The organism is Streptomyces tamarix (assembly GCF_032423885.1).
GTDB classification, from domain to species: domain Bacteria; phylum Actinomycetota; class Actinomycetes; order Streptomycetales; family Streptomycetaceae; genus Streptomyces; species Streptomyces tamarix.
Genome location: NZ_JAWCTQ010000039.1, coordinates 54160 through 74467, shown reverse-complemented (window position 1 = coordinate 74467; position 20308 = coordinate 54160). Strand labels below are relative to the sequence as shown.

At 74.3% G+C, this 20308-nt stretch carries 16 protein-coding genes and 1 tRNA gene; 8 read left to right on the top strand and 9 right to left on the bottom strand.

Annotation, left to right across the window (positions count from 1 at the left end):
- Positions 1 to 163 precede the first annotated feature (163 nt).
- From RND61_RS25235 to RND61_RS25220, 4 genes are all read right to left on the bottom strand, one after another.
- The gene (locus tag RND61_RS25235) at positions 164 to 2461 is read right to left on the bottom strand and encodes a PTS fructose transporter subunit IIABC (protein WP_315880383.1); all 2298 of its coding nucleotides are present in this window, start codon (positions 2459 to 2461) and stop codon (positions 164 to 166) included.
- Between the two features lie 20 nt (positions 2462 to 2481).
- Complete coding sequence (gene pfkB / locus RND61_RS25230) at positions 2482 to 3420, bottom strand: 1-phosphofructokinase (RefSeq protein ID WP_315880382.1); 939 nt, start codon at positions 3418 to 3420, stop codon at positions 2482 to 2484.
- Positions 3417 to 4178: a DeoR/GlpR family DNA-binding transcription regulator gene (locus RND61_RS25225; RefSeq protein ID WP_315880381.1), complete on the bottom strand. Its 762-nt coding sequence runs from the start codon at positions 4176 to 4178 to the stop codon at positions 3417 to 3419. The genes pfkB and RND61_RS25225 overlap by 4 nt, the downstream gene beginning before the upstream one ends.
- Before the next feature lie 316 nt (positions 4179 to 4494).
- Complete coding sequence (locus RND61_RS25220) at positions 4495 to 6027, bottom strand: MFS transporter (RefSeq protein WP_315880380.1); 1533 nt, start codon at positions 6025 to 6027, stop codon at positions 4495 to 4497.
- Positions 6028 to 6090: 63 nt separating this feature from the next.
- On the opposite strand from RND61_RS25220, the gene RND61_RS25215 reads away from it, so the two are divergent.
- Complete coding sequence (locus RND61_RS25215) at positions 6091 to 7086, top strand: helix-turn-helix transcriptional regulator (RefSeq protein WP_315880379.1); 996 nt, start codon at positions 6091 to 6093, stop codon at positions 7084 to 7086.
- Between the two features lie 312 nt (positions 7087 to 7398).
- Here the strand turns inward: RND61_RS25215 and RND61_RS25210 are convergent, their stop codons facing one another.
- The gene (locus RND61_RS25210) at positions 7399 to 8397 is read right to left on the bottom strand and encodes a sigma-70 family RNA polymerase sigma factor (RefSeq protein WP_315880378.1); all 999 of its coding nucleotides are present in this window, start codon (positions 8395 to 8397) and stop codon (positions 7399 to 7401) included.
- Between the two features lie 556 nt (positions 8398 to 8953).
- Between RND61_RS25210 and RND61_RS25205 the strand changes: the two genes are divergently transcribed.
- A complete protein-coding gene (locus RND61_RS25205) occupies positions 8954 to 10054 on the top strand; it encodes a questin oxidase family protein (RefSeq protein ID WP_315880377.1) in 1101 nt (366 codons plus the stop codon).
- Positions 10055 to 10176: 122 nt separating this feature from the next.
- On the opposite strand, the gene RND61_RS25200 is transcribed toward RND61_RS25205, so the two are convergent.
- Complete coding sequence (locus tag RND61_RS25200) at positions 10177 to 10959, bottom strand: dioxygenase family protein (RefSeq protein WP_315880376.1); 783 nt, start codon at positions 10957 to 10959, stop codon at positions 10177 to 10179.
- Between the two features lie 108 nt (positions 10960 to 11067).
- On the opposite strand from RND61_RS25200, the gene RND61_RS25195 reads away from it, so the two are divergent.
- Positions 11068 to 11610, top strand: a complete 543-nt coding sequence (locus tag RND61_RS25195; protein ID WP_315880375.1) for a MarR family winged helix-turn-helix transcriptional regulator — start codon at positions 11068 to 11070, stop codon at positions 11608 to 11610.
- Between the two features lie 43 nt (positions 11611 to 11653).
- Here RND61_RS25195 and RND61_RS25190 read toward each other — a convergent pair whose 3' ends face one another.
- Both RND61_RS25190 and RND61_RS25185 read right to left on the bottom strand, forming a co-directional pair.
- Complete coding sequence (locus RND61_RS25190; RefSeq protein ID WP_315880374.1) at positions 11654 to 13186, bottom strand: MFS transporter; 1533 nt, start codon at positions 13184 to 13186, stop codon at positions 11654 to 11656.
- Between the two features lie 239 nt (positions 13187 to 13425).
- Positions 13426 to 14157, bottom strand: coding sequence for a TetR/AcrR family transcriptional regulator (locus RND61_RS25185; RefSeq protein WP_391654100.1), 732 nt, complete (start codon positions 14155 to 14157; stop codon positions 13426 to 13428).
- Between the two features lie 200 nt (positions 14158 to 14357).
- Between RND61_RS25185 and RND61_RS25180 the strand changes: the two genes are divergently transcribed.
- The 4 genes from RND61_RS25180 to RND61_RS25165 all read left to right on the top strand — a co-directional run bounded on the left by RND61_RS25180 (position 14358) and on the right by RND61_RS25165 (position 18473).
- Positions 14358 to 15668, top strand: a complete 1311-nt coding sequence (locus RND61_RS25180) for a M6 family metalloprotease domain-containing protein (protein WP_315880373.1) — start codon at positions 14358 to 14360, stop codon at positions 15666 to 15668.
- 255 nt (positions 15669 to 15923) lie between these two features.
- A complete protein-coding gene (locus RND61_RS25175) occupies positions 15924 to 16838 on the top strand; it encodes a LysR family transcriptional regulator (protein ID WP_315880372.1) in 915 nt (304 codons plus the stop codon).
- Between the two features lie 145 nt (positions 16839 to 16983).
- The gene (locus tag RND61_RS25170; RefSeq protein WP_315880371.1) at positions 16984 to 18348 is read left to right on the top strand and encodes an FAD-binding oxidoreductase; all 1365 of its coding nucleotides are present in this window, start codon (positions 16984 to 16986) and stop codon (positions 18346 to 18348) included.
- 52 nt (positions 18349 to 18400) lie between these two features.
- Positions 18401 to 18473 (top strand) — tRNA-Arg (locus RND61_RS25165).
- 74 nt (positions 18474 to 18547) lie between these two features.
- On the opposite strand, the gene RND61_RS25160 is transcribed toward RND61_RS25165, so the two are convergent.
- Positions 18548 to 18871, bottom strand: a complete 324-nt coding sequence (locus RND61_RS25160) for a helix-turn-helix domain-containing protein (RefSeq protein ID WP_315880370.1) — start codon at positions 18869 to 18871, stop codon at positions 18548 to 18550.
- Between the two features lie 421 nt (positions 18872 to 19292).
- Here RND61_RS25160 and RND61_RS25155 point away from each other — a divergent pair, with 421 nt between their 5' ends.
- Complete coding sequence (locus RND61_RS25155; protein WP_315880369.1) at positions 19293 to 19514, top strand: hypothetical protein; 222 nt, start codon at positions 19293 to 19295, stop codon at positions 19512 to 19514.
- The last annotated feature ends 794 nt before the right edge of the window (positions 19515 to 20308 follow it).

The window sequence follows — 20308 nt, the reverse complement described above, 5'->3', positions numbered from 1 at the left end:
CGCCCCGCTCCGCCGCTCGGCTGTGACGGCTCGGGTCGTGACGGCTCGGGTCGTAACGGCTCAGGTCATGACGGCTCAGGCCGTAACGGCTCAGGTCATCACAGCTCGGATCGTGACGGCTCGGGTCGTGACAGCTCGGGTCGGACGACTCGGCCGTGACGGCTCAGGTCGCGACGGTGGCCTTCCGGTCCGGGTCCGGGCCGGGCGAGGACTCGTCGCCGTTCGTGGGGGACTTGCGGGCGCTCTTGAGGGCGACGACGAGCGCCGCGCTGACGAGCGTGCCGGCGAGGACCGCCAAGAGGTACGGGAACGGGTTGCCGATCAGCGGCACCACGAAGATGCCGCCGTGCGGTGCCCGCAGCGTCGCCTCGAACGCCATCGACAGCGCGCCCGTGACCGCGCCGCCCGCCATCGCCGACGGGATGACCCGCAGCGGGTCGGCCGCCGCGAACGGGATCGCGCCCTCGGAGATGAACGACGCGCCCAGCACCCACGCCGCCTTGCCGTTCTCCCGCTCGGCCCTGGTGAACAGACGGCCGCGTACGGTCGTGGCCAGTGCCATGGCGAGCGGCGGCACCATGCCGGCGGCCATCACGGCGGCCATGACCTTCAGGGAGCCCTCGTTGGGGGTGGCGAGGCCGCCCACCGCGAAGGCGTAGGCCACCTTGTTGACCGGCCCGCCGAGGTCGAAGGACATCATCAGGCCGAGGATCACACCGAGGACGACGGCGTTCGCGCCGGTCAGGCCGGACAGCCAGTCGGTGAGCGCCTTCTGCAGCGAGGCGATGGGCTTGCCGACCACCAGGAACATCAGGAAGCCGACCACCGCCGACGCGACGAGCGGGATGACCACGACCGGCATGATCCCGCGCAGTACGGACGGGACCCTCAGCCGCTGGACGGCCATCACCACCCCGCCCGCGAGCAGACCGGCCGCCAGGCCGCCGAGGAAACCCGCGTCGATGGTGAGCGCCACGGCGCCGCCCACGAAGCCGGGGACGAGGCCGGGACGGTCCGCCATGCCGTACGCGATGTAGCCCGCCAGTACGGGGACCAGGAAGCCGAACGCCAGGCCACCGATCTGGAACATGAGCGCGGCCCAACTGTCCGCCCGGCCCCAGGCGAAGTGCTCCGCGACGGACGGCGCCTTGTCGATCTCCCAGCCGCCGATGGCGAAACCGAGGGCGATGAGCAGGCCGCCCGCGGCGACGAACGGGACCATGTAGCCGACACCGGACATCAGCCACTCGCGGAGCCGTGTGCCGTAGCCCTCACCGGGCTTGCCCTTCCGGTCGACGGGTGTGGCACCGGAGGCGACGGGGGCCGCGCCGGAAGCACGGGAGGCGGCGGGAGTCGCGGGGGCCGTCGTCTCGCCCCGTGCGGCCTTCGCGCGGACCTCGGCTATCAGCTCGGCGGCGCGGTTGATGCCGGCCTTCACCCCGACGTCGACGGTCGGTTTCCCGGCGAACCGCTCCTTGTCGCGTACGGCGACGTCATGGGCGAAGATCACGCCGTCGGCGGCGGCGACGGTTGCCGGGTCGAGCCGGGTGAAGCCGGCCGACCCCTGCGTCTCGACGGTCACCTCGACTCCGGCGTCCCGCCCGGCCTGCTCCAGCGCCTCGGCCGCCATGTAGGTATGGGCGATGCCGGTGGGACAGGAGGTGACCGCGACGATACGGAAGGGCTCCTTCCGATCGGGTGCTCCGTCTCCGGCCGGGGCGCCTACCTCGGGGGCGGCACCCGTAGCACCGGCCCCAGCGCCTGCCGTAGCGCCCGCGGCGCTCGCCGTAGCGGCCTCGGGGTCCGCCGTACCGGCTCCAGACACCGCCGTACCGACCCCGGGATCCGCCGTACCGGTCCCGGACACCGCCGTACCGACCCCGGGACCCGCCGTACCGGTCCCGGACACCGCCGTACCGACCCCGGGACCCGCCGCACCGGCCCCGTTGTCCGCCGTGCCCGCCCCAGTGTCCGCCGCACCGGGCCCGGTGTCCGGGGGTGTTCCGCCCGGGGTCAGCGGCGCCCCGCCCCGCAGCAGCGCCGCTGCCTCCACCGGGGACGCCGTCGCCCGCAACGCCGTCGTGAAGTCCCGGTCCATCAGGCTGCGGGCCAGGGACGACAGGATCGTCAGGTGGGCGTCGTCCGCGCCCGCCGGGGCGGCGATCAGGAAGATCAGGTCCGCCGGGCCGTCCGGGGCGCCGAAGTCGACGCCGTGCGCCGCACGGCCGAACGCCAACGTCGGCTCCGTGACGTGGGCGCTGCGGCAGTGCGGGATCCCTATGCCGCCGTCCAGGCCCGTCGGCATCTGGGCCTCGCGCGCCGCCACGTCGGCGAGGAAGCCGTCCAGGTCGGTGACGCGGCTCAGGGCCACCATGCGCTCGGCGAGCGAACGGGCCGCTTCCTGCTTCGTCTGTGCGGCCAGGTCGAGATCGACCAGGTCCGCGGTGATCATGTCGTTCATCGCGGCTTCCCAGGGGCTCGTCACTCGGTGAGTGCGCGGTCGAGGGGGATGTCGGTGGTCACGGTGACCGCCGACGGGTTCAGGTGGGCGGGCGTCGGCATCTGGCTGCCGGGCAGTTGGACGGCGGCCGCGCCGTGCGCGACGGCGGCGGCCAGGGCGGCCGGCCCCTCGCCCCCCGCCGCGAGGAAACCGGCGAGGGAGGCGTCGCCCGCGCCGACGTCGCTGCGCACGGAGGCGACGGCGGCGTTGCCGTACCAGACGCCGTCCGCCGACACGAGGAGCTGGCCGTCCGCGCCGAGGCTGGCCAGTACGGCTCCGGCTCCGGCGGCGCGCAGCTCCTCGGCGGCCTCCACGGCGTCGCCCACGGTCGCCAGGGGCCGACCGACCGCCTCCGCGAGCTCCCGGGCGTTGGGCTTCACCACGTCGGGCCGGCCGCGCAGGGCGACCAGCAGGGACGGCCCGGACGTGTCGAGGGCGGTGCGGGAGCCGTGCCCGTGGGCGCGGGTGACGAGGTCGGCGTACCAGGTGGGGGCGAGGCCCCCGGGGAGGCTGCCGCAGCAGGCGACCCAGTCGGCACCGGCGGCGTGCGCGCCGACGGCCGCGAGGAGGGCCTCGGACTCGCCCGGCGTGAGGTGCGGACCCGGCGCGTTGATCTTGGTGAGGGTGCCGTCGGGTTCGGCGACGGCGATGTTGGAGCGGGTGTGCCCGCCGATCGGCACGGGGGCGACGTCGATGCCCTGCCCGGCGAGCAGTTCCGCGACGAGCGCGCCGGGCGCGCCGCCGAGGGGGGCGACGGCGAGGGTGCGGTGCCCGGCTGCCGCGACGGCCCGCGAGACGTTGACGCCCTTGCCGCCCGGGTCCACGCGTTCCCCGGTCGCGCGCAGCACCTCGCCCCGCTCCAGGGCCGGTACCTCGTAGGTCCGGTCCAGGGACGGGTTGGGGGTGACGGTGAGGATCATGCGCGTACGACTTCCGTTCCCGCGGCCTCGATGGCGGCCGCGTCCTGGGGGTCGAGCCCCGTGTCGGTGATGAGCAGGTCGACGTCGGCCAGGCCCCCGAAGCGGGCGAAGTGGTCCTGCCCGTGCTTGGCGGAGTCCGCGAGGAGGACGACGCGGCGCGCGGCGGCGACGACGGCCCGCTTCACGGCGGCTTCCGCGAGGTCGGGGGTGGTGAGCCCGTGGGCGAGGGAGAAGCCGTTGGCGCCGACGAAGACGACGTCGGCGCGGACCTCCCCGTACGAGCGGAGCGCCCACGCGTCGACGGCGGCGCGGGTGCGGTGCCGGACACGGCCGCCGACGAGGTGGAGGGCGATGCCGGGGTGGTCGGCGAGCCGGGCGGCGGTGGTGAGGGCGTGGGTGACGACGGTGAGGGAGCACTCCGGCGGGAGCCCGGCGGCGATCCGCCCGACTGTGGAACCGGCGTCGAGGATGACGCTGCCCTCCTGGGGCAGCTCCGCGAGGGCGGCCCGCGCGATGCGGTCCTTCTCGTCGGCGGCGGTCGACTCGCGCTCCGCGAGGTCGGGCTCGAAGTCGAGGCGGCCCGCCGGGATGGCGCCACCGTGCACGCGGCGTACGAGACCGGCCCGGTCGAGGGCCTTCAGGTCGCGCCGGATGGTCTCGGCGGTGACCTGGAACGCGTCCGCGAGGGAGAGCACGTCGACGCGACCGTCCTCGCGGGCGAGGCGGAGGATCGCCTGCTGGCGCTCCGGTGCGTACATGTCCGTTCACATCCGTTCCTGACCGAACCTGTGGTTCTTACAGCACAGTATGGAAGGAAGTCCGGGAAGTAAACAGACTCGGGCAGGAAATCGGGCACATTCGGGCATGGGGAGGGCGCGTGCGCGCCGAAGGCATGCCGGGGCCCGGCCGGGGTGCGTCCCGGCCGGGCCCCGTCCGTCCGCGCGGAGGGCGTACGAACGGAAGTACGGACGTACTGGCGCACGGACGCCCAGAAGCACAGACGTACAGAGGTAGGGGCGCACAGACATACAGACGTACAGACGTACGGGCGTACGGGCGTACGGGCGTACGGGCTCAGCGTCCCGCCGCCACCGGCACCGGCTCCGCTCCCCGTGCGGCCCCCGCAGGGCCCCCGCCGTCCGGCGCCGCCCCGTCCCCGCCGCCCTCCAGGTGCTGCCGGGGCCGGGCCGGCAGGGCGAACATCACCAGGAACACCACGCCCAGCACCGCCGCGACCCACCCGAGCGCCCCGGTGAAGGCGCCGGCCACCGCCGGGCCCGGCCCGCCCGGTACGAACACGACCGACACGAGCCCGAGGCCCAGCGCGTTGCCCAACTGCATCACGGAGTTGACGATCCCGGACGCCGACCCGGCGTGCTCGCGCGGCACGTCCGACAGCACCGCGTCCGTCAGCGGCGCCACGACCAGGCCCATGCCCACGCCGAGCACCACCAGCGGCACCGCCATCTGCCACGGCTCGATCCCCATGCCGTACCGGTCCGCCTCCCACCGGTACAGCCCGACGCCCGCGATCATCGTCAGCGCGCCCACCTGGAGCACCTTCCGGCCGAACCTCGGCACCAGCTTCTGCACCGACACGCCCGCCGCGACCGACACCGCCACCGAGAACGGCACCCCGGTCAGACCGGCCCGCAGCGCGCCCCAGCCCAACCCGACCTGCATGTACAGCGTCCAGGTCAGGAAGAAGACGCCCAGCCCGATCCCGAAGGCCAGTTGCACGGCGACCCCCGCCGCGAAGCTCTTGACCCGGAACAGCGACAGCTCGACCAGCGGCGAGCCGTCCCGCCGCCCCCTGCGCCTCTCGTACGCGACGAAGGCCACCGCCACCGGGACGCTGCCGGCCATCATGGCGAAGCACCAGACCGGCCAGTCCAGCTCGGCGCCGCGCGTCAGCGGGTACATCAGCAGCAGCATCGCGGCGATCGCGACGACGACGCCCGGCAGGTCGAGCCGCAGCGCCTTCGGGGCCTTCGATTCGGCGATGAACGCGCGGCCGAGGAGCAGCGCGGCGATGCCGACGGGCAGGTTGATCAGGAAGATCGGCCGCCAGCCCAGGCCGAACAGGTCCCCCTGCGTGAGCAGCGCGCCCAGCAGCGGCCCGGACACGGAACCGAGCCCGACGATCGCGCCGAACAGGCCGAAGACCTTGCCGCGCTCGTGCGCGGGGAACGTGGCGTGCACGATCGACAGGACCTGCGGGACCATCAGCGCCGCCGTCCCGCCCTGGAGGATGCGGGAGGCGACCAGCATCTCGGGGCCGGTGGCGAAGCCGCAGAGCGCCGACGCGAGGGTGAAGCCGGCGACGCCGACGAGGAACAGGCGCCTGCGGCCGTGGATGTCGCCGAGCCGGCCGCCGGTGATCAGGCCGGCGGCGAAGGCGAGCGCGTACCCGGCGGTGATCCACTGGACGGCGCCGAAGTCCGCGCCGAGGTCCCGTTGGATCGACGGGAGGGCGATGTGGACGATCGTGACGTCGACCAGGTCCATGAAGGCCGCGGTCATGACGACGGCGAGGGCGATCCAGCGGCGGCGGTCCGCCGCGGGCGCCGCCCCGGCGGGGCTGGGAGTCGGGTTCTGCGAGGTCATGGCGGAGAACGTAGGGGCCGTACAGGTCGGAACACGTCCTAGATCACGGGCATGCTGGGCGCCATGACGGACACCCCGGGACGCCTCCTGACCCTGCTCTCCCTGTTGCAGACGCCGCGCGAGTGGCCGGGCAGCGAGCTGGCCGCGCGGCTCGGCGTGAGTCCCCGGACGATCCGCCGGGACGTCGACCGGCTGCGCGGCCTCGGTTATCCGGTGGAGGCGACGAGGGGCGCGGTCGGCGGGTACCGGTTGGTCGCGGGGAAGGCGATGCCGCCGCTGGTGCTGGAGGACGAGGAGGCCGTGGCGATCGCCGTCGGCCTGCGGGCGGGGGCGGGCCACGCCGTCGAGGGCGTGGAGGAGGCGTCCGTACGGGCGCTGGCGAAGCTGGAGCAGGTCCTGCCGTCGCGGCTGCGGCACCGGGTGTCGACGTTGCAGAGCGCGACGATCCCGCTGGCCCGGGGAGACGGGGCGACCGTCTCGTCGCGGACGCTGACCGCGCTGGCGGCGGCGGTCACGGGGCGGGAGCGGGTGCGGTTCGGGTACCGGGCGGGCGACGGGACGGAGTCGCGGCGGCAGGTGGAGCCGTACCGGCTGGTGTCGACGGGGCACCGCTGGTACCTGGTCGCTTACGACCTGGGGCGGGAGGACTGGCGGACGTTCCGGGTGGACCGGGTGGACGAGCCGTTCGCGACGGGCGCGCGGTTCACGCCCCGGGAGGTGCCGGGCGGGGACGCGGCGGCGCTGGTGGGGCGTTCGCTGCGGCGGGGCCGGGAGGACCGGGAGAGCCCGGAGAGCCCGGATGTGGACGTGTCGTTCGCGGCGCCCGCGTCGTTCGTGGCGGCGCGCCTCCCCGCGTACCTGGCCCCCGAGGCCACGGGCGGGGACACCTGCCGCGTCCGGGCGCGGGCGACGGACTCGGTGGAGTGGCTGGCGGTCCGGCTGGCCCTGGTGGACGCCGACTTCACCGTGCACGGCCCGCCGGAACTCGCCGCGTACGTCGCGTCGCTGGCCTCCCGACTGGGGCGCGCGGTGGGCGGCGGGGCCGCGGGGCACGGCTGAGCGGGCGGGGCCGGGCAGGGGCGGGGAGCGGGGCATCGGGGGCGGGACGCCAGACGCCGTGGGGCCAGGGAGCGGGGCACCGGGGCCGGGTGGGCGCAGGGCACCGAGCTCGGGACGCCGGGGGACGGTGAGACACCAGGGAACAGCGGGACGCCGGGGCGCCGGACAGACCGCAGCCCCTCGCCGGGGGGGGAGGCGGGGGGCTGCGGGTCCGGCCGCCGTCCCGTCCCTGGGGGGATCCGGGCGGGACGGCGGGTCTGGGGGATCACCGGGTCACCGGGTCGTGGACCACCGGGTCATCGGGGCACAGGGTCACGCCGCCGCGTCGAAGCCCGTGTCGCGGGCCATGCGCTTCAGCTCCAGCAGGGCGTGCTTCTCGATCTGACGAATGCGCTCGCGGGTCAGGCCGTGTTCCTTGCCGACCTCCGTGAGCGTCCGCTCACGGCCGTCCTCGATGCCGTACCGCATGCGGATGATGGACGCCGTGCGGTGGTCGAGGCGGCCGATCAGGTCCTCCAGCTCCTCGCTGCGCAGCAGCGTGAGCACCGACTGCTCCGGCGACACCGCCGACGTGTCCTCCAGCAGGTCGCCGAACTGGGTCTCCCCGGCGTCGTCCACCGGCATGTTCAGCGACACCGGGTCGCGGGCCCAGTCGAGCACGTCGGAGATCCGCTCCGGGGTGGAGTCGAGCTCCGCGGCGATCTCGGTGGGCTCCGGCTCACGGCCGTGCTCGCGGTTGAACTCGCGCTGCACGCGGCGGATGCGGCCCAGCTCCTCCACGAGGTGGACGGGGAGCCGGATCGTGCGCGACTGGTCCGCGATGGACCGCGTGATGGCCTGGCGGATCCACCACGTCGCGTACGTCGAGAACTTGAAGCCCTTCGTGTAGTCGAACTTCTCCACGGCGCGCACCAGGCCGGCGTTGCCCTCCTGGATCAGGTCCAGCAGGGGCAGCCCGCTGCGCGGGTAGCGCCGGGCCACGGCGACCACCAGACGCAGGTTGGAGCGGATGAAGACGTCCTTCGCGCGCTCGCCCTCGGCGACCAGGCGCTCCAGCTCCTCCCGGGTCGCGCCACCGGCCTCGGTCTCCACCTCGCCGTCCAGGATCTGCTGGGCGTACACGCCCGCTTCGATGATCTGGGACAGCTCGACCTCCTTGGCGGCGTCGAGCAGCGGCGTGCGCGCGATCTCGTCGAGGTACATGCCGACCAGGTCGCGGTCGGCGATCTCCCCGCCCACGGCGCGAACGCTGTTGGCCCGATCGGTCCCGGTGGTGGCGGTCTCCGGACGGGCGACGGCACGGGTTGCCATGCGAGCTCCCTTACTGAGTAGGTCGCGACACCCTTCCGGGTGCCCTGCATCCGACGGAAACAACGACTGGAATCGGGACAGAATTCCCATGCCGCCCATCGATTTCGCCGATCATGCAGTACCCTGTGCCGCCCGGGAGGCGGGACACCCGGCGGTCGACCGGGCAGAAGCGCAGGTCGGAGCGGGGACGGAGGCCGGTCCGCCGACTCGCGTGGAACCGTACGGACCCCCCGTGTGAGACGGCCGTCACATGTGGTACAGCGCCCTCCCCGGACGGCCTCGCCCCGGCCACCCCCGGCCGGCGCCCTTGCCGGGAACCGGTCGCCCTCCGACCGGGAAGACGGCGGTCGCCGCGTCCCGGTTGCCCGGAACAACGACACGGGTGCCCGGAACCTTCCGGCCGGGATCGCCTCGTATTCGGATCGTCTCGTATCCAGATCGCCTCGTACCCGGATCGCCTCGTACGGGACCAGGACCGCGGGGGAGGCCGCTCGGGCCCCGGGACTAGGTCCGCCGCCCGTTCCGCCGGGGGACGGCGCCCGCCTAGGGTCCGGGCATGGAGGACACCACCAGCAGGAAGACCCCGCTCCCCGACTCCGCCGGTACCACCGGCGCTCCCGGCACGGCCGGCACGCCCGGCGCCCCCGACACCACCGGCGTCCTCGACGAGGCGCTGGAGCGGCTGCACGCCTCCGGCCCCGAGCGGCAGGGATGGCTCAGCAACCACGCGCCGATGGCGGTCGAGGCGCTCGTACGGCGCGGCCAGGCGCCGCGCGTGCACCGCTGGCTCGACGCGTACCGGACCCGGCTGGAGGACATGCCGGCCCCCTCCGCGCGCGTGACGCGGGAGAACTGGCGCGAGGCGCTGGGCGACCCGGCCAGGATCGCGGACTGGGCCGGGTACTTCGAGCGGGAGACCGCCGAGCGGCCGTGGCGCGAGGTCCTCGCCGAGTGGTGGCCGCGCCTGCTGCCCGGCATCGCGGGCGGGGCCACGCACCCGGTGATCCGCGTCGGCCACGCCGTACGGACCCTGCTCACCACCGAGGAGACCGCCCCGCGCGTCACCGAACTCGCGCACGCCCTCGGCTACTGGGCCGCCCGCCACCAGCCCCTGCCGCCGCTCACCACCCTGGCCCCGGCGCCCACCGCGGCCGCCGCCCTGGACGCCGTACCGGCCGTTCCGGACCAGGCCGGGGGCATCCGGCACCGGCTGGCGCAGCTCACCGCCCTGCCGCAGTGGGGCACCGCGCCCGGCGACCCGGACACCGCGCGCGAGCGCCTCACCGAGCTCGTCGCCGCCGCCACCCACCGGTACGCCACGCACGCGCACGGCGAGCCGGTCATGCTGGTCCACGCCGCGACCGCGCCCAACGCCGTGCTGCGCGCCCTGCCGGCCCTGCCCCGGGAGCTGTGGGCGCCCAGCGTCGGCGCGGCGTGGGCGGCGAGCGCGGCGGTCACGGCCGCGTACGCGCCGGCGGCGCCCGCGCCACGGGGGACGGCGGCCGTCCCGACGGCGGAGGAGGTCTTCGAGCGGGCCGCCCTCCACGGCGGCGACCACACCATCAAGTTCGCCGACACCGCGCTCGACGTGGGCGGCCCGGTCGCCCTGGCCGCCGCCCTGCGGTCGGTCGAGCTGATCGCCCCGGAGTTCGACTGAGCCCAACCGACCGGGCCCTGACCGACCGAACCCCAACCAATCAAACCCCAACCAACCAAACCTCAGCAGACCGAGCCCCGACCGACCGGACCTCAACCAACCGAGCCCCAACCGACCGGACCTCAGCCGAACTGCACGGACCGCTTGGCCAGTCCCATCCAGAACCCGTCGATCACGCTGCGGCCCGTGTCCAGGTCGCCCGCCGCGTCCGCGGCGCCGAGGGTCACGAACAGCGGCGCGAAGTGCTCCGTGCGCGGGTGGGCGAGCCGCCCGGCCGGGGACGCGTGCGCGAAGTCCAGCAGGGCGTCCACGTCCCGCTCGGCCAGGGCGCGGCGGCCCCAGTCGTCGAACTCGGCCGACCAGGCGGGGACGCCGCCCTGCCGCAGCGCGGCGAGGTTGTGGGTGAAGAAGCCGCTGCCGACGATGAGCACGCCCTCGTCGCGCAGTGGTGCCAGCCTGCGGCCCAGCTCCATCAGCCGGGCCGGGTCGAGGGTCGGGAGGGACACCTGGAGGACGGGGACGTCGGCGTTCGGGAACATCTCGACGAGCGGCACGTACGCGCCGTGGTCGAGGCCCCGGTCGGGGATGTCCTGCACGGGCGTACCGGGGGCGCGCAGCAGCTTGCGGACCGACTCGGCGAGCGCCGGTGCGCCGGGGGCCGGGTACCGGACGCGGTAGTAGTGCTCGGGGAAGCCCCAGAAGTCGTACACGAGCGGCACGGTCCCGGTGGCGCCGAGGGCGAGCGGGGCCTCCTCCCAGTGGGCGGAGACGACGAGGATCGCGGTCGGCCGGGGCAGGACGGCGGCCCACGCGGCGAGCTGGCCGGGCCAGACAGGGTCGTCGGCGAGCGGCGGGGCGCCGTGGGAGAGGTAGAGGGCGGGCATCCGCGCGGCGGTGTCGGTCATGGCGGGTCCCCTTCGCATCGCGAGAGCCAAATGCTTGAAGTTTCAAGCTCGTATGATCCCACGGTAGCGCCCTCTACTTGAAACTTCAACGAGAAGTAGAGTGGATGCATGAACACCGCATCCATCAATGAGGATGGCGCGTCCGGGACGGCGCCGGGCGCCCAGGCGGAGCCGCGCTGGCTGTCCGACCGCGAGCAGCGCGTCTGGCGGTCGTACGTCCACGCCACCACGCTCCTGGAGGACCACCTCGACCGGCAGCTCCAGCGCGACGCCGGGATGCCGCACGTCTACTACGGGCTGCTCGTCCAGCTCTCCCAGGCGCCCCGCCGCCGGATGCGGATGACGGAGCTGGCGAAGGGCGCGAAGATCACCCGCTCCCGGCTCTCCCACGCCGTGGCACGCCTGGAGAAGAACGGCTGGGTGCGCCGCGAGGACTGCCCCTCCGACAAGCGCGGCCAGAACGCGTACCTGACGGACGAGGGCTTCGAGGTGCTGCGCCGCAGCGCGCCCGGCCACGTCGAGGCCGTGCGGCAGGCGATGTTCGACCGGCTCACGCCCGAGCAGGTCGACCAGCTCGGCGCGATCATGCGCGTGGTGGCCGAGGCGCTGGAGCCGTCGGACCCGAACGCGGACCTGCCCTGGCTCCGCTGAGGGCGCGGGACCAGGGCAGGGGCCGCCGGGGGGCGGTTCGGGCTCAGTGGGCCAGGACCGGCACCTGGACCTCGTCGCCGGGCGCGCCGTCCTTCGCCGTGCCGCGCGGGGCGAGGTCCGGCCGGCCGGTGTTGACCAGCGTCAGCGCGATCGAGGCGGCGACGACGAGGATGCCGACCGCCCACCAGATGGCCGACGTGTAGCCCTCCACCATGGCCTCCAGCCGCACCAGCCGCTGCGCCTGCGGCGAGGTGGCCGACGCCGCGTGGGCGGTGAGGTACGCGGTGGTCGCGGAGGCGGCGATCGTGTTGAGCAGGGCCGTGCCGATGGCGCCGCCGACCTGCTGCGAGGTGTTCACCATCGCGGAGGCCACCCCCGCGTCACGCGGCTGGACGCCGTGCGTCGACAGGGACATCGCCGGCATGAACGCCGTGCCCATGCCCAGGCCGAGCAGGAGCTGCGCGGGCAGGATCAGGCCCGCGTACGAGGTGTCGATCTCCAGCCGGGTCAGCAGCAGCATGCCGACGGCGGCCGTCAGGAAGCCGGGGCCCATCAGCAGCCGCGGCGGGACGCGGGTCATCAGCCGCGTGCCGATCTGGGTGGAACCGGTGATCATGCCGACGACCATCGGCAGGAACGCGAAGCCGGTCTTCAGCGGCGAGTAGCCCTTCACCACCTGGAGGTAGTAGGTGAGGAAGAGGAACAGGCCGAACATCGCGATGACCGCGAGTCCCAGGGAGAGGTAGACGCCGCCGCGGTTGCGCTCGGTCATCACGCGCAGCGGCAGCAGCGGGTGCTTCACCCGCGACTCGACGGCGACGAACGAGGCCAGCAGCACCGCGGAGGCGACGAAGACCCCCAGCGTCCCGGCCTCGGTCCAGCCCTCCGACTCCGCGCGCGTGAAGCCGTACACGAGCGCGACCAGGCCCAGCGTGGACAGGACGACGCCGGGGAGGTCGAGCGGCGAGCGGTTCCGGCCGCCGGCGGGCTCGCGGATCACGAAGTACGCGCCGGCCGCGGCGACGATCGCGAACGGGATGTTGACGTAGAACGTCCAGCGCCAGTCCAGGTACTCGGTGAGGAGGCCGCCCAGGATCAGGCCGACCGCGCCGCCGCCGCCCGCGATGGCGCCGTAGATGCCGAACGCCTTGGCGCGCTCGCGGCCCTCGGTGAACGTCACGGCGAGCAGGGAGAGCGCGGCGGGCGCCAGGAGCGCGCCGAACACGCCCTGCAGGGCACGGGAGCCGAGCAGCATCGCCTCACCGGTCGCGGCACCGCCCAGCGCGGACGCGGCGGCGAAGCCGAGCAGGCCGACGGTGAACGTCCGCTTGCGGCCCCACAGGTCGGCTATCCGCCCGCCGAACAGCAGCAGCCCGCCGAAGGCGAGGGCGTACGCGGTGATGACCCACTGGCGGTTGCCGTCCGAGATGCCCAGGTCCTGCTGGGCGGAGGGCAGCGCGATGTTCACGATGGTCGCGTCGAGGACCACCATGAGCTGGGCCAGGGCGATGAAGACGAGCGCTTTCCAGCGGTTCGGATCGGGCAGCACTCCGGCTGCTTCGGGCGTTTTCGACATGGGCGTAGCCACCTAATGGGTCGTCAGAAAAGTACGAGGGAACGAAAAGTGGAGGTCAGAAAGGCGAAGGGATGCCGTACGGCGGACGGCAAACAGCGGACGGCAGGCGGTCGGTGGGTTGGGGGGCCGGCGGCGGCCGGCACCGGAGCGGGGGCGCGGCCCCGGACCCGGTGGTGCCGGGGGGTCGCGCGCCGGGGCCTCGCGTCAGGGCCCCGCGTCGGGGCGGCGGCCGGTGGGGGTCAGGGGCGGCTCTGCTGCCGGAGGCCCTCCAGGGTCGCCGGGGCGCCGGGCAGCTCGGAGCGGCCGGGGGCCTCCAAGCCGTCGAGCAGGAGCTGGAGATGACGGTGGACGAACTGGTCGTTGACCGGACACGCGGTGCCCGGCAGCGGCCGGGTGAGCTGCGACAGGGCGACCAGCAGGTCCCCCACGGCGACGTCGGGGCGCAGTCGCCCCGCCGCCTGGGCCCGCTCGAACAGCCCCTGCACGGCGCCCTCCATCCGGTCGCGCGCGGCGGCGATGCCGGGCTCGTCGGGGTCGAAGGTGCCGGAGAGCATCGGGCACAGGGCGCCGATCCGCTCGTCGGCCGCCTCGTGCGCGAAGCGCCGTACCCCGGCGAACGGGTCGGCCTCCTGGGCGGCGGCCCGCTCGGCGCTCTCCGTGACGCGGGCCATGACGCAGACGACGACCTCGTGGACGAGGGCCGCGCGATCCGGGAAGTGCCGGTACAGCGTGGCGTTGCCGACGCCGGCGCGGCGGGCGATCTCGTCGAGCGCGGCCTCCGCCCCGGACTCGACGAACGTCTCCCGCGCGGCCGCGACGATCCGCTCCCGGTTGCGCAGCGCGTCCGCCCGGGGCCGGGCGGCGCGGCGCGCGCCGGCCCCGCACCCGGTGGCCGCCGCGGACCCGTCGGGCGCACCGGGCGCCGCGCACGTCGCCCGGACGGCGGTACCCGCGGTGGTCGTGGCGGTCACGGCTGCGCTCCTCACTCCGTTCGGATGGAGCCGCCGTCAACCGGGGAAACCCTCCCCGCTTACCGGCGGCACCCTTGCAAACGGGGAGATCGTCCCCGCTTATTTCCCACCCCCACGTGACCTGCGTCACCCTCCCGGCGCGTTCCCACGATCGGGCCACCCGGCGAGCGCCCCCGCACCACCCGGAACAGGCTGTGGGCATGCAGCAGCCGACCAGCCGGAGAAGGCGAATACGCAGGACGGCCGCGATCGGAACCGTCACGGCCCTCGCCGTGGCCGCCCTCGCCACGGCGAGCTCCACGCTCCACTCCCCCGCCCCCGGCGCCACGGGGGCGGGTGCCTCCGACCCGGACGCGCGGGCGCTCGCGGAGGCCGCCGACGCCGGGAACCTCGCCGCGTGCCGCATACGGGCGGAGACCGGCGTGCAGATGTCCGAGGGCATCCCCACCCCGCCCGGTTACGCCCGCTCCACCGGTGTGGTCCGCGCCCTCAACCTGATGATCGACTTCCCGGACGCGCCCGGCGAGGGCCCGGCGATGCACCGGTTCGCGGAGTTCTTCCCGCAGACCACCGACTGGTTCCGCGTCAGCTCGTACGGGCGGCTGCGGTACGTCCCGTACGCGCCCGTGCCGGCCTGGCTGCGGATGCCGCTGCCGTTCCCCGCGTACGGCATCGACCGCGGCGCGCCGTACGAGCCGGGGTACCGGAAACTGGTCGAGCACATCGTCGAGGCGGCCGACGAACACGTCGACTTCAGCACGTACGACCTGGTCAACATCCTGGTCACGCCGAACGCGGGCCCGTCGGCCCTGGACACGGTCCTGTCCGTCACGTTCTCCGGGAACGGCGAGGCGCCCAGCGCGGACGGGGTGACGCTGGCCAACACGTCGTTCGTGTACAGCCGCCAGGACGACGGCTCCGGCTCCTTCCACGAGACCGGCTACCGCGTGCTGCCGCACGAGAACGGCCACGTCTTCGGCCTGCCCGACCTGTACACCGCCGAGGGCGGGGCGGCGGTCGGCCACTGGGACATCATGTCCGAGGACTGGGGCGCCAACAACGACCTGCTGGGCTGGCACAAGTGGAAGCTGGGCTGGCTCGACGGCCACCAGGTGCGCTGCGCGTCGAAGCGCGGCACCCGCGAGTACACGCTGACGCCGCTGGCCCGGGCGGGGCGCGGCGTGAAACTGGCGGTCGTCCCGCTGGGCGAGCTGGCCGGGTACGTGCTGGAGGTCCGCACCCGCGAGGGCAACGACGAGGCGGTGTGCGATCCGGGCGTGCTGATCTACCGGGTGCGGGCCGACGTGGACACGGGCCAGGGCCCCGTGACCATCGAGGACGGCGACCGCGACAGCGGCGGCTGCACCCGCCGCCCGAACGTGCACGCCGAACTGTCCGACGCGCCGTACGGCCCCGGCGAGACGTTCCACGACGAGGCGGCCGGAGTGCGGGTGACGATCCTGTCCCGGGAACGGAACGGCGCGTACCGGGTACGGGTGACCCGCCACTGAGACGGTGCGGGCACGGGAGGCGGTGCGGGCACGGGAGGCGGCTCGGGTCCGGGAGGCGGTGCGGGTCCAGGAGACGGCGCAGGCCCGATGGGCGGCGCCGGCGCCGGGAGGCGGCACGAGTGTCCGGGGCCGGTGCGGCCTCCGGAGGACCGCGCGGGAGGCCGTGCGGGTACGGAAGGCGTACGGGACCGGGGCCGGGGACACAGGGCCGGGGGCGGCCCGGCGCGACCGGCGGCGTTGCTAGCCTCGACGGCCATGGAGCTGCGCCAGTTGGAGTACTTCGTCGCCGTGGCCGAGGAGGGGAGCTTCACCAGGGCCGCCGCGCGGCTGTACGTGGCGCAGCCCGGTGTGAGCGCGCAGATCCGGCGCCTGGAGCAGGAGCTCGGGGAGCAACTGCTGGACCGGTCGGGGCGTACCGTGCGCCTCACCGAGGTGGGCGCCGAGGTCCTGGCCCACGCGCGCAGGGCGCTCGCCGGGGTCACCGGGATGCGGCTGGCCGTGGACGAGTTCACCGGGTTGCTGCGTGGCCGGGTGTCCGTGGGGATGGTCCGCTCCTGCTCGTCGGTCGACCTGCCCGAACTGCTCGCGTCCTTCCACGAGGACCACCCGGCCGTGGAGATCACCCTGGCCGAGGACAACACCGACCGGCTCCTGGAGGACCTCCACCGCGGCGTGCTCGACGCGGCGGTCGTCGCCCTGACGACCGTGACCCCGCCGGGCGTCGGCCTCCACGTCATCACCGACGAGTCGCTGGTCGTCGTCGTCCGTCCCGGTGACCCGCTGGCCGGCCGCCCCGCCGTGCCCGTCGAGGCGCTGCGCGAGCGGCCACTGGTCAGCCTGCCGCGCGGCACGGGCATGCGGGCGTGCCTCGACCAGGCGTGCGCCGACGCCGGGTTCGCGCCGCGCGTCGCGTTCGAGGCGAGCGACCCGCACGTGCTCGCCCGGCTCGCGGCCCGCGGCCTCGGCCCGGCCGTCGTGCCCGCGTCGCTCGCCGCCGCCCTCGCCGGGGAGCTCCACGCCGTCACGGTCACCTCCCCGCGGTTCCGCGGCCGCATGGCGCTCGCGTGGCGGTCGGACGGCCCGGCCGGCCCGGCGGCCCGTGCGTTCGTCGCGCACGCCAGGACCGTGCTGCCGGCAGCGGGAACCACAGCGGGAACGGGCGACGGATAACCGCCGCTTCTCGCAGCCATCACCCTCAGGTCTTGGACCTCCGGCCCCGCCCGCGCCCAGGATGGGACGCGCAAGCGACGACCGCCCCGCAAGCACCACGAGGGCCGCGGACCACGAAGACCGCGAAGACCGCGAGGACTCCACGATGACGATCGACCACGACGCGCACGGCCGGCTCCGCCAGCTGACGGACGAGGTGGCGGGCCCCGTCCTTCTCCCGGGCCAGGAGGGCTACGAGGAGGAACTGAGCGGTTTCCAGACCGGGTACCGCCACGCCCCGTCGGTGATCGTCGGCGCGGAGACGGCCGCGGACGTGCTGGCGGCGGTGCGCTTCGCCGCGGCGCGCGGCCTGGCGGTCGCCGTCCACTCCACCGGCCACGGCGTGACCGTACGGAACGAGGGCGGCCTGCTCGTGTCGACGCGGCGGATGCGGGGCGTGGCGGTGGACCCCGTGTCCCGGTCGGCGCGGATGGAGGCGGGCGTGCGCTGGGAGCAGGTGGTCGCGGCGGCCGAACCGTACGGCCTCGCCCCGCCCAGCGGATCGGCGGGGCACGTGGGCGTCGTCGGCTACGCGCTGGCGGGCGGGCTGGGCCTGCTGGCCCGCGAGTTCGGGTACGCCGCCGACCACGTACGGGCGGTGGACGTCGTCACCGCGGACGGCGAACCGCGCCACGTGACGGCCGGAAGCGACCCCGACCTGTTCTGGGCGCTGCGCGGCGGCCGGGACGGCTTCGGAGTGGTGACCGCCCTGGAAATCGCCCTCCAGCCGGTCGAGCGCGTCTACGGCGGCGGGATCTTCTTCGCCTACGAGCACGTCGAGGCGGTGCTCGACTTCTTCCGCGCGTGGACGGCGGAGGTGCCGGACACGATGACCTCGTCCCTCGGCATGGTCGACTACCCGCCGCTCCCGGCCCTCCCGGAGCCGCTGCGCGGCAGGCACGTGGTGCACGTCCGCTTCGCCACGACGGACCTGGCGGCGGGCCCGGACCTCGTGCGCCCGTGGCGGAACCTGGCGCCCGCCCTCCTGGAACACCTGGGCGAACTGCCGTACAGCGCCTCGGGCTCGATCTACCGGGAGCCGGACTTCCCCCACGCGTACGACGGCGACGGCGTCCTGCTGAGCGAACTGGACCCGCGGATCCTGACGGCGGTCCGGGAACTGGCCGGGCGGGACGCCCCCGTCCCGTGCGTCGTCGACCTGCGCCACCTCGGCGGCGCCCTGTCGCGTCCCCCCGAGGTCCCGAACGCGGTCTCCTTCCGCGACGCCCGCTACATCCTGCGCGTCCTGTCCTCCCCGGAGGGCCCCGGCCTGCGAGCGGTCCGCGCCGCCCACGCCCGCCTCGACGAGGCGGTCGCCCCGTGGACCCTGGGCAGGTCCCTGAACTTCGTCTACGGCGAGCGACGCGCCACCGACCTCCCCACCGGCCGACACACCCCGGAGACCCTGCGTCGCCTGACCGCCCTGAGGTCCGCGTACGACCCGTCCGGCATCTTCCGCGGCCCCCGGTAGCCCCTCACCGCCACCCCCGCCCCCGATCCGCTACCCTGTCTGGGACCACCCCGCCTCCGTAGCTCAGGGGATAGAGCACCGCTCTCCTAAAGCGGGTGTCGCAGGTTCGAATCCTGCCGGGGGCACAGGGAAAAGGGCACCTGCGGACTCTCGTAGGTGCCCTTCGGGGTTCATGGGCGGCGGCTCGCCCGCCAGGGGCTCAGGCGGCGTGTGGGGTGAAGGTGACGTGTGAGTCGCCTTCGTCGATGGTCAGGTTCAGCGTGCCTTCCAGGGCTTTGGCCAAGCGCCGTAGCAGCGGGAGAGTCGGTACGGTGTCGCCGCCTTCCATCCGGGAGACCTGGGGCTGAGTCATCCCGGCCCGCTCCGCCAGTTCCGCCTGGGACAGGCCGAGCTCGATCCGACGGTTGTAGACCGCCTGCCCGAGGTCGCCGGCCAGCCGCGCGTCGACGTACTCCTGGTCGTACTCCACCGCCTCACCCGCGAGCTGCCGGGTCCGGCGCGTCCTCCACGTGCTGTGATTCATCAGCTCTCCTTGCGCCGCTCGTACGTGTGCCGGGCATGGCCGTGCTCGGCCTCGCAGACCTTCTGGGCCTGGTGGGCGAGAGGAACAGTCCCGGGCATCGGGCCTCCTTGGCGGGATCCGCCTTCGCGTGCCCGCCACCAGGAACGAGATGTGCTGGGGTCGGTCGGCAGGTCCGTCGTCGTGGCTGACCGTCGCCGGCTGAGGCTCGTACCACAAGCGTGCCCGACGCGAAGGTCGACCACGGGCGGCGAGGGTGTCCTGCGATCGGCTTCCGGACCCTCTCACCAGGTGTCGAAGCCGTAGGCCACCGGCACGACGCCCCGGCGCCTCTCCTGGAGCGGATGCTGCCGTCCGGGGCTGTGTCGAATCCGACGTGGACGGCCGCAGCCAAGGGGGCACCCGCGGCCTCATACTGGGAACGATGACAAAGCCTGCTGCACCGAAGCGTCACTTGCCCACCAGCCCCTTCAAGGCCCGGGCCACACCGGCTCCCCGGCACTTCGCCGTGGGCGACCAGGTGACGCACGACATGTACGGCCTCGGCCGGGTGATCGGCGTCGAGGACGAGGTCGCGGTCCTCGTGGATTTCGGCTCGACGAAAGAGCGGATCTTGAGCCCGTACGCCAAGATGGCCAAGCTGTAAGGACCTCCGTGTCCGACCAAGGAACGCCGGGCCCCTTCAAGGGCCTGGACTGAAAAGGGAGACCTCTCATCGACTCGACTTCGCTGTTCTCCGCCCTGGAAGGGGCGTCCCGCCGCTCTGCCGCAGTGTCGCCGCCTCCGGCGACGAACCCCTTCCAGGCCCCGGACTTCGGGGAGGACGAGGCCGACGTGTACGAGGACGAGCAAGGACACGTCTCAGGCATGAGCGCGGCGTGACCCGAGGCTGTCGGTTCCCCTCGGTCGCGGGGGATCCGGCAGCGGGCCACGGGCCCTCCGTGTCTCCGCCGCTGTTCTCCCCTCTAGCCCCAGAGCTACGGAGTCGCGGGTCAGCAGGCTTCTGACCTCCACGGCTGACGTCGACGACGCCGGGCGGGGGCGTGCGCCGGCGTCTCCGTCCGGTCGTCGCGCCAGTCGGCGGCCGTGACCGGAGGGGGCTCGGGCCGCGCTCCTGCGGCGGGTGCTGCAGGTCCGAATCCTGCCGGGGCACGGGCAAGCACCTTCTCAGAGGCTCTTTCGTCCGGCGGACGGGAGGGCCTTCCGCGTTTGCGGCGCACCCCGTGCCCGTGTCCTACGCGCGGACGGTGGGGAGTCGTGCGGGCAGGATGCCCGTCGAGGACGGGCAGGACGAGTGGTTCCGATGTGGCCCGGTGTCCTGTGGTCGTAGGCGATCAGTGGCTTGGAGCGAAACGCCGGTGGACGGCGGGCCGGGCCGCCGGGCGTGCGACGGGCGCTTCGGCGGCGGGGACGCGGGCGTCCGGGCCGGCCTTCGCACAC